13 protein-coding genes and 1 tRNA gene are annotated in these 16040 nt (G+C 64.6%); 8 read left to right on the forward strand and 6 right to left on the reverse strand.

Annotated elements, in window-relative coordinates:
* Positions 1-80: 80 nt before the first annotated feature.
* Entirely contained in the window at positions 81-1628 is a 1548-nt protein-coding gene (locus LB541_RS08235; RefSeq protein ID WP_140492020.1) for an aldehyde dehydrogenase family protein, read from the reverse strand.
* Between the two features lie 292 nt (positions 1629-1920).
* Here LB541_RS08235 and LB541_RS08240 point away from each other — a divergent pair, with 292 nt between their 5' ends.
* Positions 1921-2763, forward strand: coding sequence for an IclR family transcriptional regulator (locus LB541_RS08240; RefSeq protein WP_224618153.1), 843 nt, complete (start codon positions 1921-1923; stop codon positions 2761-2763).
* Positions 2764-2960: 197 nt separating this feature from the next.
* Here the strand turns inward: LB541_RS08240 and LB541_RS08245 are convergent, their stop codons facing one another.
* Entirely contained in the window at positions 2961-3722 is a 762-nt protein-coding gene (locus LB541_RS08245; RefSeq protein ID WP_140492012.1) for an IclR family transcriptional regulator C-terminal domain-containing protein, read from the reverse strand.
* 123 nt (positions 3723-3845) lie between these two features.
* Here LB541_RS08245 and LB541_RS08250 point away from each other — a divergent pair, with 123 nt between their 5' ends.
* Genes LB541_RS08250 through pcaF form a run of 3 tightly spaced genes read left to right on the forward strand, consistent with a single transcriptional unit; the run spans position 3846 to position 6445 of the window.
* Entirely contained in the window at positions 3846-4568 is a 723-nt protein-coding gene (locus LB541_RS08250) for a 3-oxoacid CoA-transferase subunit A (RefSeq protein ID WP_140524516.1), read from the forward strand.
* Entirely contained in the window at positions 4565-5236 is a 672-nt protein-coding gene (locus LB541_RS08255) for a 3-oxoacid CoA-transferase subunit B (protein ID WP_224618154.1), read from the forward strand. Before LB541_RS08250 ends, LB541_RS08255 begins: the two co-directional genes overlap by 4 nt.
* Positions 5237-6445, forward strand: coding sequence for a 3-oxoadipyl-CoA thiolase (gene pcaF / locus LB541_RS08260; RefSeq protein WP_224618155.1), 1209 nt, complete (start codon positions 5237-5239; stop codon positions 6443-6445).
* 243 nt (positions 6446-6688) lie between these two features.
* Here the strand turns inward: pcaF and LB541_RS08265 are convergent.
* Positions 6689-6763 (reverse strand) — tRNA-Gly (locus LB541_RS08265).
* A gap of 216 nt (positions 6764-6979) precedes the next feature.
* Between LB541_RS08265 and LB541_RS08270 the strand changes: the two genes are divergently transcribed.
* The 4 genes from LB541_RS08270 (at position 6980) to LB541_RS08285 (ending at position 9651) form a co-directional block, all read left to right on the forward strand.
* The gene (locus LB541_RS08270; protein ID WP_140554753.1) at positions 6980-7477 is read left to right on the forward strand and encodes a prolyl-tRNA synthetase associated domain-containing protein; all 498 of its coding nucleotides are present in this window, start codon (positions 6980-6982) and stop codon (positions 7475-7477) included.
* A 78-nt stretch (positions 7478-7555) separates the two neighbouring features.
* Positions 7556-8548, forward strand: coding sequence for a thioredoxin (trxA, locus tag LB541_RS08275; RefSeq protein WP_140491997.1), 993 nt, complete (start codon positions 7556-7558; stop codon positions 8546-8548).
* Positions 8549-8711: 163 nt separating this feature from the next.
* Positions 8712-9383: an LON peptidase substrate-binding domain-containing protein gene (locus tag LB541_RS08280; RefSeq protein ID WP_140514078.1), complete on the forward strand. Its 672-nt coding sequence runs from the start codon at positions 8712-8714 to the stop codon at positions 9381-9383.
* Between the two features lie 19 nt (positions 9384-9402).
* Positions 9403-9651, forward strand: a complete 249-nt coding sequence (locus LB541_RS08285; RefSeq protein WP_140514079.1) for a Trm112 family protein — start codon at positions 9403-9405, stop codon at positions 9649-9651.
* Between the two features lie 377 nt (positions 9652-10028).
* On the opposite strand, the gene LB541_RS08290 is transcribed toward LB541_RS08285, so the two are convergent.
* Genes LB541_RS08290 through LB541_RS08300 form a run of 3 tightly spaced genes read right to left on the reverse strand, consistent with a single transcriptional unit; the run spans position 10029 to position 15854 of the window.
* Positions 10029-13385 (reverse strand): error-prone DNA polymerase, encoded by a 3357-nt coding sequence (locus LB541_RS08290; protein ID WP_224618156.1) that lies wholly within the window; start codon positions 13383-13385, stop codon positions 10029-10031.
* Positions 13382-14857, reverse strand: coding sequence for a DUF6504 family protein (locus tag LB541_RS08295; protein WP_224618157.1), 1476 nt, complete (start codon positions 14855-14857; stop codon positions 13382-13384). Before LB541_RS08295 ends, LB541_RS08290 begins: the two co-directional genes overlap by 4 nt.
* Positions 14799-15854, reverse strand: a complete 1056-nt coding sequence (locus tag LB541_RS08300; RefSeq protein WP_224618158.1) for an ImuA family protein — start codon at positions 15852-15854, stop codon at positions 14799-14801. Before LB541_RS08300 ends, LB541_RS08295 begins: the two co-directional genes overlap by 59 nt.
* Between the last annotated feature and the right edge of the window lie 186 nt (positions 15855-16040).

Raw genomic sequence — 16040 nt, forward strand, 5'->3', positions numbered from 1 at the left:
TGGATAGTGGCGCATAATCTTGTAAACCGATGAAGGAGACAGCCTTGGATGGCCGCGGCGAAGAGCGCGACCTCTTTCGATCACCTGGTCATGATCGTGTGGCTCTGCTCGCGCAGGTACTGTGGCAGGAACCACGAGCCGAGACCGCCCTTGCCGCTGACCCCGGTGCCCTTCCAGCCGCAGAATGGCTGCGCGCCTGGCCATGCACCCGTCGTCGCGCCGCTCGCACGGTTGGCGTAGAGAACCCCTGCTTCGGCGGTGTCGAGGAAGTGACGCAACTCTTCCTGGTCGTTGGTAAAGATGCCGGCGGATAGTCCGTAGGCGATGTCGTTGCCCTCTTCGATCGCGGCATCGAGACTATCGAAACCGCGGACGACCACGAAAGGCATGAAGAGTTCGTCGCGGGTCAGCCGGCCCGGACCATCAAGTTCGACGACCGTCGGCAGGACGTAGTTGTCCGCAAAGCCCTGGCCCAGGGCGGCGCCCCCAAAATGCACCTTGCCTTTGCCCTCGACTTCCGACAGTGCGGCCTGGAAAAGGGCGACTGTGGCGTCGCCATAGACAGGGCCCATAAAGGTCTCGGCCTTGCGAGGATCTCCGACCACCAGCTTTGCGGCGAATGCTACCAGCTTCTCGATGAATTCCGCCTTGACCTTCTCGTCGACATACACGACCGAGCATGCGGAGCACTTCTGGCCTTGCAGGCCGAAAGCGGAGCGCGCCACTCCCTGCGCCGCACGGTCGAGATCGGCCTTGCTGGTCACGTAGGCAGGGTTCTTGCCACCCATTTCGGCGATGACGGGCTTCATGTGGGGCAGCGTTGCCATGTGACGGAAGATGCTCATGCCGGTCTTATGGGAGCCCGTGAATGCAACGCCGTCGATGCCGTTGTCGGTGGCAAGAAGGCGCCCCACCTCTCCATCGCCAAGCACGATGTTGAAAACACCTTCGGGCAATCCCGCCTTGCGAAGCGTTTCGGCAATCAGCAGTCCGGTCAGCGCGCAACCCGGCGACGGCTTGTAGACCACCGCATTGCCTGTCAACAGCGCACCCGAGACCATGCCGATCGACAAGGCGAGCGGAAAGTTGAAAGGAGCGATGACCGCGAAGACGCCATAGGGCTTCATGACGCTGGTAGCGGTCTCGTTTTCGACCAACATGTTCATCGGCCGGACGAACCCGTTGTTCGCCTTCATCTCCGATGCGTAGTACTCGACCATGTCGAGGCATTCCTCGGCTTCGCCGACTGCCTCGAGGCGGGACTTTCCGATCTCGTATAGCGCCGCCAAACCAAGGTCATACTTCCGCTCCGCCAGCGCCTCTCGCCAGCGGGCGCCGAATGCAAGGCGATCGTCCAGCGTCGAACGGTTCCAGGCCTTCGCGCCGGCTCGGGCAGCCTGGATCGCCGACTTGACGTCTGACGGGGTTGAAGCCGGGAACTTGCCGAGAGAGATCTTCTTGTCGATCGGGCTCAGGATCTCTTTCCGAGCGCCAGTCGCAAACGGCGTCGACCACTCGCGACCCAGTGTGTTCTTCTCGAAATCCGGGATCATTGCGTCGAGGTGAGCGTGAACCGGGGAAAAATCCACTCCGATGTTCGAGTAGGTCACACGCGGGAGTTCAGCCATTTCAAGTTCCTCCGAAAATCGGTATTTAGTCCGATAATCAGGATTTGGCTTGCGAGTCAATCGAGGGGACCATAAAATGGGGATAATACCGAATTTCGGAATTTGCGAGGACATTTCCGGATTCGGGTACTAACGGAGCCCGATTGATCGAGGGCGTGCGGCCGTTCGGCTATTCTACGGAGACCCCGGGCTCAAGGCGCGGCGGAATAACAAGGGACCGACCTTGCCCCTCATGTCTGTTTTGAACGATAACCTTCTTGCAGTTGCAATTGTCAGATCGGCGTAGGTGCCCTTGAATACGAAGTCGAAGAAGCCGAGCGCCAAGGACAGCCCCCTCGAGCGCTACATCTCGATCATGGAGACGGTCGCGCCGTTCGAGCATGGCCTGACGGCGATCGAACTCGAAACGACGCTTGGATTGCCCAAAACCACGATCAACAGGCTGCTGCATGCCTTGATCGAAAGCGGGATGATCACCGCCGAGAGCGTTCGCAATCGGACATACCGTCTCGGCGATCGCCTGTTGCAGCTGCTACAGATGTCTCCGGATAGCGGCTGGCTGACGACGCTCGCGCAGCGACCGCTTCAGGATTTGGCCGACCGCACCGGCCAGTCGGCGTTCCTGTCGAAGTTCGACGGTACCGAAGTGCGCTCGGTCACCTGCGTCGCGCCCGACACTCCGGTCCGGACCTATGTCATGCCGGGCATGGCCATGCCTGTAAATGCGACCGCTTCGGCCAAGGCGATCCTTGCGTTTCATCCGCAGGAGACCGTGAAGAGGATCCTGGCGACGGAGCTGCGCAGCTATACCGATCGGACGAAAACGAAGATCGCGGAGTTGACCAGGGAATTGGCCGAGGTTCGGGAGCAGGGTTACGCCATGGACCTGGCCGAGCATGTTCCGGGCCTGGGCTCGATCGCATTTCCGATAAGGCCGACGAGCGGTGAGGTTATATACGCGGTGGGACTTACGGGACCCTACGGTCAGATCATAGAGCAAAACTTCAAACAGCATTGCGCGGCGCTCGCGGAGGCCGCGCAGCGCATGACGAAGCTGGCGCAGATGCAGGCCTACAACGGATCGGCTATGGCCGCAAAGAATGCCGCAGCGGATCAGCGACAGGGCGGTGCGTGAGAGGCCAGTCACTTGCGCGAAGAAACGTCGCGCTTTGAACCGAGAATGTAGTTTCGCGATCTCCGTCTCGACGGCGGCGAATGTCCGGCTCCCACCCTCCGATCCGCGACCTTGATCTTCCATCGACAAGATCATGGGTGGGAACATGCTCTCCTATCTCGAGCGACTTGGACGCTAATTCCCTCCATGGCAGCGCCCTAACGCAGCACTGCCCGCAGTTCAGCTTGGAGTGCACGCAACGGCTCCAGGTAGAGCGCAACGAGATTGCCGACACCCACTTGTGTCGCCGCAACGCCAACGTTCACGGCTGCGATCACCGTCCCGCGCACGGTCATCAACGGCACGGCGATCGAGCGCAATCCGAGCTCGACTTCCTGATCGATCAACGCGAACCCTTGCGTCCGCACCCGCCCCAACTCCGCAAGGATGGTGTCGGGGTCAGTCAAGGTGTGAGCAGTCCGCGCCGGCAGGGCATGGGAAGATAGAAGATGTGCAGCGCGTTCCGGAGGCATGGCTGCCAGGAGCACGCGCCCCATGGAAGTGCAGTATGCCGGAAGCCGCGAGCCGGGCATCAGCGCGATCGACATCACCTTTCGCTGCGCCGCGCGCGCGACGTAAACGACGTCGGTGCCGTCCAGAATCGAGACGGACGAGCTTTCGCCGAGCCGCTCCGAAAGGTCATCCAGCAAAGGCTGCACCAGATGCGGCAGCGGCATGGTTGCCAGACAGGCTGTCCCGAGCCTCAACACGCGCGGAGTGAGCGTGAAGAACTTTCCGTCGTAGTCGGCGTAGCCGAGATGGGAAAGCGTAAGGAGACAGCGTCTGGCTGTCGCCCTGTCGAGACCGGACGCATTCGCGACGTCCGTGATCGACTGCCGTGGCCGTTCCACCGTGAACGTCTCTATGACGGACAACCCCTTGGCCAAGCCACCCATCGTGTCTCGTTCGGAAATGGGCATCCATTCACCTTGTGCGATATGTCAACAAACGAATGATATCGCACAAGCCAGCTTGCCGAAAGATCTCGTCTGCCGATACGTGTGGCGGCGAAATCGATCTTGGTGCCGGGAGAGGCTGGTTACGTGGACAAGACAATCGCGAGCCTCGCGGAAGCAGTGGCAGTCGTCGAAGACGGCATGACCGTCATGATCGGCGGCTTCGGCGGCGCAGGTGCTCCAATAGAGCTGATCCACGCCCTGATTGACCATTTTCGCGCTACCGGCGCCCCGAAAAACCTTACGATCGTCAACAACAATGCAGGGAACGGACGGATCGGCATCGCCGCCATGATCGACAATGGCATGGTCGCCAAGATGATCTGCTCGTTCCCGCGCTCGTCCGATCCGCGGGCATTCACCGAGCGGTACCTCGCCGGGAAAATCGCGCTCGAACTGGTTCCACAGGGGACCCTGGCCGAACGAATCCGCGCCGGTGGCGCGGGCATCCCGGCTTTCTACACGCCGACGAGCTACGGGACCGACCTCGCGGCCGGCAAGCCTGTGGCCGAGTTCGAGGGGCGCCACTATGTGCAGGAACGTTGGCTGAAGGCGGATGTAGCCCTCATCAAGGCGGAACTTGCCGACCCTCATGGCAACCTCACCTACAGGAAGGCGGCACGCAACTTCTCGCCGCTGATGGCGATGGCCGCACGCACGACCGTCGTTCAGGCGCGCCGGATCGTCCAGCCGGGTGCGATTGATCCCGAGCTGGTCGTGACGCCCGGGATCTTCGTGGACCAGGTGATCGAGGTCTCGAACCCGATGCAGGAAGAGGCGCTTATCCGCCAAGGGGTCGCATACGCATGACAGTCAAGCTGACCAACGCGCAGATTGCATGGCGCGCCGCGCAGGACATTGAGGACGGCGCTTATGTGAACCTCGGCATAGGCTTTCCCGAGATGGTGGCGAGCTTTCAGCCGCCTGGGCGTCGGGCGATCTTCCACACCGAAAACGGCATCCTCAATTTTGGCGAAGCCCCGGCGGCAGGCGACGAGGACTGGGATCTCATCAATGCGGGGAAGAAGGCGGTCACGCTCAATCCGGGCGCTTCGTTCTTCCACCATGCCGACAGCTTCGCGATGGTGCGCGGCGAACACCTCGACGTTGCCATTCTCGGCGCCTACGAGGTGGCCGAGACCGGTGACCTCGCGAACTGGAGCACAGGACCCAAGGGCATACCAGCGGTCGGTGGCGCCATGGATCTGGTGCACGGAGCAAAACGCGTGGCCGTCATCACCGATCACGTCACCAAGGACGGTCGTCCGAAACTGGTGAAGGCCTGCAGCCTTCCCCTGACCGGCGTGCGCTGCGTGACGAGGGTCTACACGAGCCTTGCGGTCATAGACATCATCGATTGTCGTTTCGTGCTGCGCGAGAAGCTGTTTGCGATGAGCTTCGATGAATTGCAGGCGCTGACCGGCGCAGAGCTTAAGGTCGATGGCGAAATCAAATCCTTGACTGCACCGGAGCTCTGAATGACCGAGGCCTTCATCTGCGACTACATCCGCACCCCGATCGGCAGGTTTGGCGGTTCGCTGTCCTCGGTCCGGACCGACGATCTCGGCGCGGTGCCGCTGCGAGCGCTGCAGCAACGCAATCCAGGCCTGGACTGGTCCGCGGTGGATGAGGTCATCTTTGGCTGCGCCAACCAGGCAGGCGAGGACAATCGCAATGTCGCGCGCATGTCATCGCTGTTGGCGGGACTGCCGATCGAAGTCCCCGGCAGCACCGTCAACCGCCTGTGCGGTTCTGGAATGGACGCCGTGGGCATCGCTGCACGGGCCATCAAGGCCGGCGAAGCCGACCTGATCATCGCCGGTGGCGTCGAATCCATGAGCCGCGCGCCGTTCGTGCTTCCGAAGGCGGGCGAGGCGTTCTCGCGCAACGCCGAGATTTACGACACCACGATCGGTTGGCGCTTCGTCAATCCATTGATGAAGAAGCAGTACGGCGTCGATTCGATGCCGGAGACGGGTGAAAACGTTGCGGAAGCCTTCAAGGTCAGCCGCGCCGATCAGGATGGCTTCGCCGCACGCAGCCAGGCCAGGACCGCCGCCGCTCAGGAAAATGGCCGGCTCGCGCTGGAGATCACGCCGGTGACTGTGCCCCAGCGCAAAGGCGATGCGATCGTGGTTGATCGCGACGAACATCCACGCGCCGGAACGACAACCGAGTCGCTCGCCAAGCTTGCAGCGCCGTTCAAAAAGGAAGGCGGCACCGTCACCGCGGGCAACGCCTCTGGCGTGAACGACGGCGCGGCAGCGCTGATCATCGCGTCCGAAGCTTCCGTCAAGGCATTCGGGCTCACACCGATCGCCCGGATTCTGGGCGTCGCGACCGCCGGGGTTGCCCCACGGATCATGGGAATCGGTCCGGCTCCGGCGACACGCAAGCTTTGCGCGCGGCTCGGCATCGCGCCTTCGGACTTCGATATCATCGAGCTGAATGAAGCATTTGCCTCTCAAAGCATCGCCGTGCTCCGCGAACTCGGTATCCCCGAGGACGCGGAGCATGTGAACCCGAACGGCGGAGCGATCGCGCTCGGGCACCCGCTTGGGATGTCGGGCATTCGCATCACCGGCACTGCCGCCCTTGAGTTGCGGTCCCGAAAAGCACGACTGGCCCTGGCAACGATGTGCATCGGTGTCGGACAGGGTATCGCGATCGCTCTGGCCAGTGCGTAGCGGAGATGATGCGACGGTCCGAGTCAGGCGGATTGCATCGATCCGCAGCGAAGTAACTACGGGTATGGATCGGTTGACGTTTGTCAGCTTGCCGATTCGCTAACAGGCCAGAGCTGTGGCGAACCGACAAAGATCGTGCCCTGGCTCGCCAAGTCGTGGGAGATATCTATGACCTACGGGCAAAAAAGAAGCGCCGCACTAGGCGGCGCTTTCTTTTAATTGCTTGATTCCCCAAGAGGAAACTGGAGCGGGTGAAGCGATTCGAACGCTCGACCCCAACCTTGGCAAGGTTGTGCTCTACCCCTGAGCTACACCCGCTCGCGCGGCTTTGGGCCGCAAGCCGGGCCTATATGGCTGAAGAGCGCGGCGATTGCAACAGGGAAATCGCAGGCTTTTTTCAATGCGCCGGACGAGGCCGGCGGGCCGCCGGCGGGAGGCGGAAGGATTCGGCGCCGCGTCGCGCGGCGGTCTTGTCTCGACCATGTCATTGGCCGTAAACGGCATGGCTGGAAACCAGCCGAAGACGAGAACCCCATGCCCAGGACCGAAGCCGAGCTCTTTGCCTTTCTTGCCGAACTCGGCATCGCCGTTTCGACGAAACGCCATCCGCCGCTCTATACGGTCGCCGATTCGCAGGCGCTGCGCGGCGGAATCGCCGGCGGCCACACCAAGAACCTGTTCCTGAAGGACAAGAAGGACGCCTTCTTCCTGGTCACGGTCGGCGAGGATGCTGTCGTCGACCTGAAGCAGATCCATCATGTGATCGGCGCCGCCGGCCGCGTTTCCTTCGGCAAGCCGGAGATGCTGATGGAGCTTCTGGGCGTCGCCCCGGGCGCAGTCACGGTGTTTGGCCTGATCAACGACACGCAGCACAGGGTCAGGGTCGTGCTCGACGAGGCGCTGATGCGGCATGCGGTGATCAACGCGCATCCGCTGACCAATGAGGCGACGACGTCGATCGCATCGGGCGACCTCGTCAGATTCGTCGAGGCAACCGGGCACGATGCTGCTATCTTGAAAGTCTCGGCATGATCGCCACATGGATGGCGAAACCGGTTTCCAACCAAGGACAGTGCGCCGATCCGCTGGCGCCACCGAAAGGGCGACGACATGAGTGACAACAATCCGTTTGGCGGCTCCTTTGGCAATAGCGGCGGCCAGTATGCCACGACGGTGCAGTATGGCGGCGGCGCGGAACCGCAAAAACCTGCGGCCGGCGCCGCCCCCGCCGGCGACGTCATCAAGGATACGACCACCGCGGCCTTTGCCGCCGATGTCATCCAGGAATCGCGCCGCCAGCCGGTGCTGGTGGATTTCTGGGCGCCGTGGTGCGGGCCGTGCAAGCAGCTGACGCCGCAACTGGAAAAGGCGGTCCGCGCCGCCGGCGGCAAGGTCAAGCTGGTCAAGATGAACATCGACGACCATCCCTCGATCGCCGGCCAGCTCGGCATCCAGTCCATTCCCGCGGTCATCGCCTTCAAGGACGGCCAGCCGGTCGATGGCTTCATGGGCGCCATCCCCGAGAGCCAGATCGCCCAGTTCATCGACAAGGTCGGCGGCAAGGGCAATGGTGCGGCTGATGTAACCGAGGCGCTGGCGGCGGCGGCCGAGGCGCGCGCGGCCGGCGACGTGCAGACGGCGGCCGACATCTATGACGCCGTGCTCGAGCAGGCGCCGGAGACGATCGAGGCGATAGCCGGGTTGGGCGAATTGCTGTTCGAGGCTGGTGATACCGAAGGCGCCGAGGCGATGCTGGCGCGGGCGCCGCAGGCCAAGGCCGATGCGCCGCCGCTGGCCGCGCTGCGCGCCAGGATGGCCTTGGCCGCGCAAGCGTCCGAGCTCGGCAACCCAGCGGAGTTCGAGCGCCGGCTGGCTGAGAATCCCGGCGACCACCAGGCCCGCTTCGATCTGGCCATGGTCCAGAACGCCAGGGGCGAGCGCGATGCGGCCGCCGACAATCTCCTGGCCATCATCAAGGCTGACCGCGGCTGGAACGAGGACGGCGCCAAGGCGCAATTGCTGCGCTTCTTCGAGGCCTGGGGCATGACGGACGAGGCGACGCTTGCCGCGCGGCGCAAATTGTCGTCGCTGCTGTTTTCCTGAGCCGGCGCGGCCGAATGGTCGCGCGGGGCTTGCACCCGGCGCCGGCCGCGCCAGATAGGACGAATCCGGCCCGCCTTTCCCTCGGGAAGCCAACAACCCCGGGCAGCGACAGGCGGATCGCGGCATGGAGGCGCTTCCCAGGCGAAGCGATCGGAGGAACGAGGTGCAAGCGGGAAACGCTCACTACCGGCTCGCCAGGGATCTGCCGTCGACCATCCCGGTCTTTCCGCTCGAGGGCGCGCTTCTGCTGCCAGGCGGCCGCATGCCGCTCAACATCTTCGAGCCGCGCTACCTGCAGATGGTCGACGAGGCGATCGCCGGCTCCCGGCTGATCGGCGTCATCCAGCCCAGCCTCGACGGCGCCTTGCGCGACGATGGCGAGCCGGAACTCTGCAATGTCGGCTGCGCCGGCCGCATCATAGCGCTTTCCGAGACCGGCGACGGCCGCTACCTGATTTCGCTGCAGGGCGTGTGCCGGTTCCGTGTCACCCATGAACTGACGGTCAAGACGCCGTTCCGCCAGGGCAAGATCGCCCCCTTTCTCGCCGATCTCGACGACGACCAGGCGGCCGCCGAGGTCGACCGGCCGGCGCTGCTGCGGGCGTTCCGCTCCTATCTGCAGGCCAACGACCTGGAGGCCGACTGGGAAAGCGTCAGCCGGGCCGAAAACGCCATGCTAGTCAACGCGCTGTCGATGATGGCGCCCTATGGACCGGCCGAGAAGCAGGCGCTGCTCGAAGCGGCCGATCTCAAGACCCGCGCCGAAACGCTGATCGCCATCACCGAAATGGCGCTGGCGCGCGAGAACGAGGATTTTGGCTCGAGCCTGCAGTAGGATGTTGAGAGAGGGCACGATGGCGGCGGATGGGCGTGACGGAAAGAGAGCGAATGTCGACCCCAGGATGCTGGAGCTGCTGGCTTGCCCGCTGACCAAGGGGCCGCTGGCCTGGGATCCCGAGCGCGGCGAACTGATCTCGCGGGTCGCCAAGCTCGCCTATCCCGTGCGCGACGGCATCCCGATCATGCTGCCTTCGGAGGCACGGAGCATCTCGGCGGAAGACGTGCTGCCGCCGCGGCTGGGCGGGCCGGCCGGCTCGACGTGAAAATTATCGGTCGGCATTCTACGGCGCCCCCCTCTGCCCTGCCGGGCATCTCCCCCTCAAGGGGGGAGATCGAATGTCACCTCCGCCTTCGCCAATCTCCATTGTTGCAGGAATTGGCGGAGCGTTGAAACTGCCAATCTCCCCCTTGAGGGGGCGAGGAGTGGTCCATGAAGTGGACGCAAAGCCAATTGCTTGGCTTTGCGAACGAAGAGCGCCCGAAGCGACAGCGAAGGGCCGGGTCCGGCAGGCGAGAGGGGGGCTCGCCCGCCAGCGTCAAGTTTCGCACCGCTGCGGTGCGGAGACGTCGCGGCATGAATCCTCGCGCCGCGTCGCTTCGCTCCTTGCTCCGCCGGTGGATGACGAAGGCATTGATGTGTCTACTGAAAATTGCGGCCCCTGGGCATGACGCTTTCCGCTTCTTCCGACAGTGTTGCCAAATCCTGCCCGGCCGGTGGGTTCCGCATCGCGGGCCGGCCGGGACGATCCGGATCCTCCCTCGAGGCATGCCCCTGAGAACCGGCGCCCGGCAAACTGGCCTGGTCGACCTTCTCCAGCAACACCGTGAGCCAGGGCGTCAGATCCTCGATCTTCTCGGCGACGATGTGGACGACATCCGATTCCGACTGCAATTTGCCGGTGACCTTGACGAAGCGCGCGCCCATGACGATGGGACGGAAGCGGTCGAAGGTCCGCTGCCAGAAAATGACGTTGGCGACGGCTTCGTCATCCTCCAGCGTCAGGAAGACCGCATTGCCCTTGCCGGGGCGCTGCCGCACCAGAACGAGCCCGGCGACCGAGACGCGCCGTCCGTCCCGCACCGAGCACAGCCTGGCATTGGGCGTGACGCCGGCCCGGTCGAGCCGCTCGCGCAGGAAGGCGACCGGGTGCGCCTTCAAGGACAGGCCGAGCGAGCGGTAATCGTGGATGACATGCTCGCCGAGCGGCATTTTCGGCAGCTTCGTCTCCGGCTCCAGCTCGCGTAGCCGCAGCGCCGGCTGATCGAAAAGCGGCAGCTTTTCGGCGGCACTCTTGCCGTCGAGGGCGCGCACCGCCCAAAGTGCGGCGCGGCGGTCGAGGCCGAGCGAGCGGAAGGCATCGGCCTGCGCCAGTCTTTCGATCTCGGCGACATCGAGGCCGGAGCGCAGCCAGACATCCCGCACGGATGCGTAGCCTGAACCGCGCCGCTCGACGAAGGCGTCCATGCGCTCCTTGGAAAGTCCCTTGATCTGCCTGAAGCCGAGCCGCACTGCGTGCTGCGTCGCGATGACGCCGCGCATGTCGGCATGGCGCGGCAGGATGTGGGCCGGGTCGAAAGTCGCCTGTTCCAGCGTGCAGTCCCAGACGGAGAAATTGACGTCGACCTCGCGGATGTCGACGCCATGATCGTGTGCATCACGAACAAGCTGGGCCGGCTGGTAAAACCCCATGGGCTGTGAATTCAGGATCGCGGCGCAGAACACGTCGGGATAGAAGGTCTTGAACCAGCAGGAGGCATAGACCAGCAGCGCGAAGGAGGCGGCATGGCTTTCGGGAAAGCCGTATTCGCCAAAACCCTCGATCTGCTTGAAACAGCGTTCGGCGAAATCCCGGGTGTAGCCCTTGCCGACCATGCCGTCGATCATGCGCCGGCGGTAATTGCCGATCGTGCCGGTGCGCTTGAAGGTGGCCATGGCGCGGCGCAACTCGTCGGCCTCGCCAGGCTTGAAGCCACCGGCCACGATGGCGATGTTCATCGCCTGTTCCTGGAACAGAGGAACGCCCAGCGTCTTGTGGAGGATCGCCTCCAGCTCCGGTTTCTGATACTCGGGCTGCTCCTTGCCTTGCCGGCGGCGCAGATAGGGGTGGACCATGTCGCCCTGGATCGGGCCGGGCCGCACGATCGCCACCTCGATGACAAGGTCATAGAATTCTTTTGGCTTGAGACGCGGCAGCATCGACATCTGCGCGCGCGATTCGATCTGGAAGACGCCGATCGTGTCGGCGCGACCGATCATCTTATAGACCGGCTTCGCCTCTTCCGGCAGGGTGGCAAGGACATAGGGCTGCCCGTAAGGGTCTCGCGCCTGCGGATAATGGTCCGTCAGCAGAGTGAAGGCGCGTTTGAGACAAGTCAGCATGCCGAGCGCCAGCACGTCGACCTTGAGGATCTTGACCGCGTCGAGATCGTCCTTGTCCCATTCGACCATCTTGCGTTCCTCCATCGCCGTCTTGACGATGGGCACGATCTCGTCGAGCCGGTCCCTGGTGATGACGAAGCCGCCGACATGCTGGGAGAGGTGACGGGGAAAGCCCATGATCTCGTTGGCACGCTCCATCACGTGCCGCGATATGGGGTCGGCGCGATCGAGGCCGCCGGCCCGGGCTTCCTTCTCGCCGAGCTCCGAGGTCGACCAGCCCCAGATCGAGCCGGAGAGCGACGCCCTGACATCCTCGGAGAGGCCCATCGCCTTCGACACTTCGCGCAGCGCCGAGCGGCCGCGATAGCTGATGACGGCGGCGGCCAGCGCGGTGCGCTTGGAACTGTATTTCTCGTAGATATATTGGATGACCGTCTCGCGCTTCTCATGCTCGAAATCGACGTCGATGTCGGGCGGCTCGTTTCTCTCCTCGGAAATGAAGCGTTCGAACAGCGTGTCGATTCGCTCCGGCCCGACCTCGGTGATGCCGAGGCAGAAGCAGACGACCGAATTGGCGGCCGAACCGCGCCCCTGGCAGAGAATATCCTGGCTGCGGGCGAATTTGACGATGTCGTGGACGGTCAGGAAATAACGGGCATAGTTCAGGCGCTCAATAAGGGCGAGCTCTTCCTCGATGCGCCTCGTCACCGATTGCGGCACGCCCGAGGGATAGCGCCTGGCCGCCCCCTCCCGCGCCAACCTTTCCAGCTCCGCCTGCGGGCCGAGCCCTGATTGCGTCGGCTCGTCGGGGTAATTGTACTGAAGGTCGCTGAGCGAGAAGGTCAGCTCCTGCGCGAAGCGCAGCGTTTCGGCCAGTGCCTCCGGGTGCCTGCGGAACAGGCGCGCCATCTCCAGCGGCGGTTTCAGATGGCGCTCGGCATTCGCCGTGAGTTCCAGCCCGACCTCCGAAACGGGAATGTTGAGACGGATCGCGGTCAGCACGTCCTGCAGCGGGCGGCGTTCGGCCGTGTGGTAGAGGACGTCGTTGGTCGCCATCAAGGGCAGGCCGGCCAGCTCCGCCATCGCCGCCGCCTGCTCGATCCTGAAGCGGTCGTTTCCCGCGTAGTCGGGCGAGACACCGAGCCGCAGGGCCCCGCCGAAACGGTCCTTGAGCTGGCGAAGCAGGGCAAGGCTGTCTTGCGCGCCTGTCGCCAGAGCGGGCAGGACCGCCAGCGACATCAGTTCGCCCCATTCGAGAAGGTCGTCGCGCCGCAGAAGGGTCGCGCCCTTTTCGTTCTCCTCGCGCAGATTGGCTTGCGTGAGCATGCGGCACAGATGTCCCCAGCCCTTGCGGTTCCGCGGATAGGCGAGAATATCAGGCGTGCCGTCGCAAAAAACCAGCCGGCTGCCGGGGTGGTAGGCAAGCGTCTCGACCTTGGCCTGCTGCCAGGCGCGCACCACGCCCGCCACCGTGTTGCGGTCGGCGAGCCCGATCGCGGAGAACCCCATGAGCTTGGCCGCGACCACCAGCTCCTCCGGCTTGGAGGCGCCGCGCAGGAACGAGAAATTCGACTGGATGCCGAATTCCCCATAGGGAATGGCGGTCAGCGCGTTCATGCGAAGACCCCGTGCAGGAACCAGCGCGGCGGGATTTCAGAGCCGCCATAGAGACCTTGCCGGTAGAGCCAGTAGCGGCGGCCGTCGGCATCCTCGATGCGGAAATAGTCGCGTGTCGACGCCGCTTCGTCGCTCGAAAATTCACGCCACCATTCCGGCGCGATGCGTTCAGGGCCTTCGGCGCGGGCGACCCTGTAGAGCGCACGCCGCCAGCGGAAATTCAGCGGCGGTCCCTCGGGCATTTCGGTGGCCGGCACCTCAATCGGCTCGGGCGAGCGGAAAAGCCGGATCGGCCGCTCCGGCGGGAAGATGGTCATCGGCGCCTGCATCCTGTCCGGTTTCTTCGGCGGCGTGATGCGGCGCGGGGTTTCCGTGAAGGGGATGGTGGCGACGGCACGCTCGGGCAGATGGCTTTCCACGACGACCGGCTTGAGAACCGCGCCCTCGCCGAGCCGGGCGCGGATGCGGTCGGCGAACAGCGCGATATCGGCGCCGTCGTCGGTCGTTTCGCCTGTCAGGTCGGCCTGCGGCATGTCGAAGGCCGCCGCCGCCAGCACCGAAAGCCGCACCAGGTCGAAGCCATAGCCGGCATCGATATGCTGCTCGAGGGCGGCCAGCCGCTCATGGAACAATTTCTGGATCAGCCGGGGTTCGCGCATCGGTCGCGACGTGCCGAGCGCGATGCGGCTGACGGCGCCGTCGACGCGGAACAAGAGCAGCGCCAGGCTTCTCGCGCCTTCGCCGCGCCGCTCGAGGTCGATCTTCAGGGTCGTCGCCAGCATGCCCACCAGCCGTTCTATGTCCTCTGTCAGCGTGACGGGCTCGGCCAAATGGCGTTCGACCGAAAGCGGCGCGACGGGCAGGCGCGGCGACACCGCCTCGTCGAGACGGCCGAGCGCCTGGTCGAGGCGCAAGAGCAGGGAGGCACCGAAGCGGCGGGCGAGCGGCGCGCGCGGCGCGGCCATCACCGCGCCCGCCGTGCGCAGGCCAACACTTTCCAGGCTGGCGCGGGTTTCCGGCGCGATGCGTAGCGCCGCCAGCGGCAAGGGCGCCAGGAGCGCTTCCTCCTCGCCGCCGGCAACGATGCGGTCGCCGCAGAACCGCGCCGCCGCCCAGGCGGCGCCGGGTGTCGCGGCAAGGCCGGCACGGACGTCGAAGCCCTGATGGAAGAAGCGCGACAGGATCTCGTCCAGCATGGCGCGTTCGCCGCCGAAAAGATGGGTGCAGCCGGTGACGTCGAGGAACAGGCCGTCGGTCCCGTCGAGCGCCACCAGCGGGGTATAGCGGTCGCACCAGTCCGCAAGGCCTTCGAGCAGGCGCCGGTCGGCTTCGGCATCGGCCTCCATTATGTCGATCGACGGATGCATGGCGCGCGCATCGGCGATGCCCATGCCGGGCTTCAGATGCAGCGCCTCAGCCCGCTCGTCGAGGGCTAAGATGCGCTGCGCGTTGCTGTCGCGATGGCTGATCACCAGCGGCCGGTGATCCGATGGCCGGGAACGCCAGGACCGCCCCAGGCGCTGCCGCAGGATCCGTTCGGCCGCGAGATAGGGAAACCACAGGGACAGGATTCTTTGCTCGTTCTTCCCCAATCCGTCTTTCATCGAATATGCGTTCATCGGGGTTCCACTCCAATATGAATTGTCCTGGCAGGGCCGTGCGGCTCTTGCCGATGCTGATGGTGAAGGCGGGGCGGCCGATCGAGCCGGCAAGCGGCCCGGCGACCGTGTCGCGCGGCCCTGCCGGCGCCGGCGAGACGATGAGGCGGACGGGCGCCGCCGTCGGTTCGGGTTCGGCCGCCTGCCGCAGCAGGAAGACCGGCCGGCCGGCGCTCTGCGCGCGGGCGTGCAGCCGGCGCGTCGCGGTCAGGTCCAGCCGCTGCGGATTGCCGCGGACTTCAAGGATGACGGCGGCGAGCGCCGTCATGCGGGCCGCCTCCTCGGCGACCCACAGCGCATCGGCGAGCCTTGGCGCCTCGGAAAACAGCAATTGCTCCGGCTCGATGCCGAAGGCGGCGTGAAGGCCCCGGGCATAGGGAAAACCCGCCTCCCGAAAAACCTCCTGGGTGCCGACCCACAGCACCGGCAATCGCGGCCCTTGCTTGAGGATCAGGCTGGGCTTGAGAATCAGGCTGGCGAGCGACAGGGCGAAGCCGGCGACCGCTCCGGCATCGCGGGTCTCGATGCCATGGATTTCGCTCAAGGCCGCTTTCGGCAGGCCGCCGCCCAAATCGCCGCCCCAATCGCCACCGAGGGCGGCATCGAGCCGGCCGATGCCGGTGCGCAGGAAAGCATCCGGCCTGGCTACGGCGATGCCGCGCCGGACCACGGTGCGGTCCGCGGCGGCCATGCCGGCGTCGGAAACCGCGCCGGCCGGCGCCTGCAGGCGCTCGGGCAGCGTTCCCTCTATCTTCGCGATCTGGCGGCGCAGGGCAAAAACAGTCTCCCGCGCCACGGCGCTCATCGCCATGACGGTCAGTGTCCACTCACAATTGTTCCTGTTATGTTCTTATAGATTCCAGAGGCGACCCGAAGAGTCAAGCAGACTCATGGGGGAATTTATTCCTCTCCGATAAGAGGGCCAACATGGGTCGGACAGCCGACCGCCCCTCAAGTCATGCGAAACGGCTCCCGGTGCCGTAAGCAATCCTGGGGT

The organism is Mesorhizobium sp. BR1-1-15 (assembly GCF_020165475.1).
In the GTDB taxonomy this organism is placed as follows: Bacteria; Pseudomonadota; Alphaproteobacteria; order Rhizobiales; family Rhizobiaceae; genus Mesorhizobium.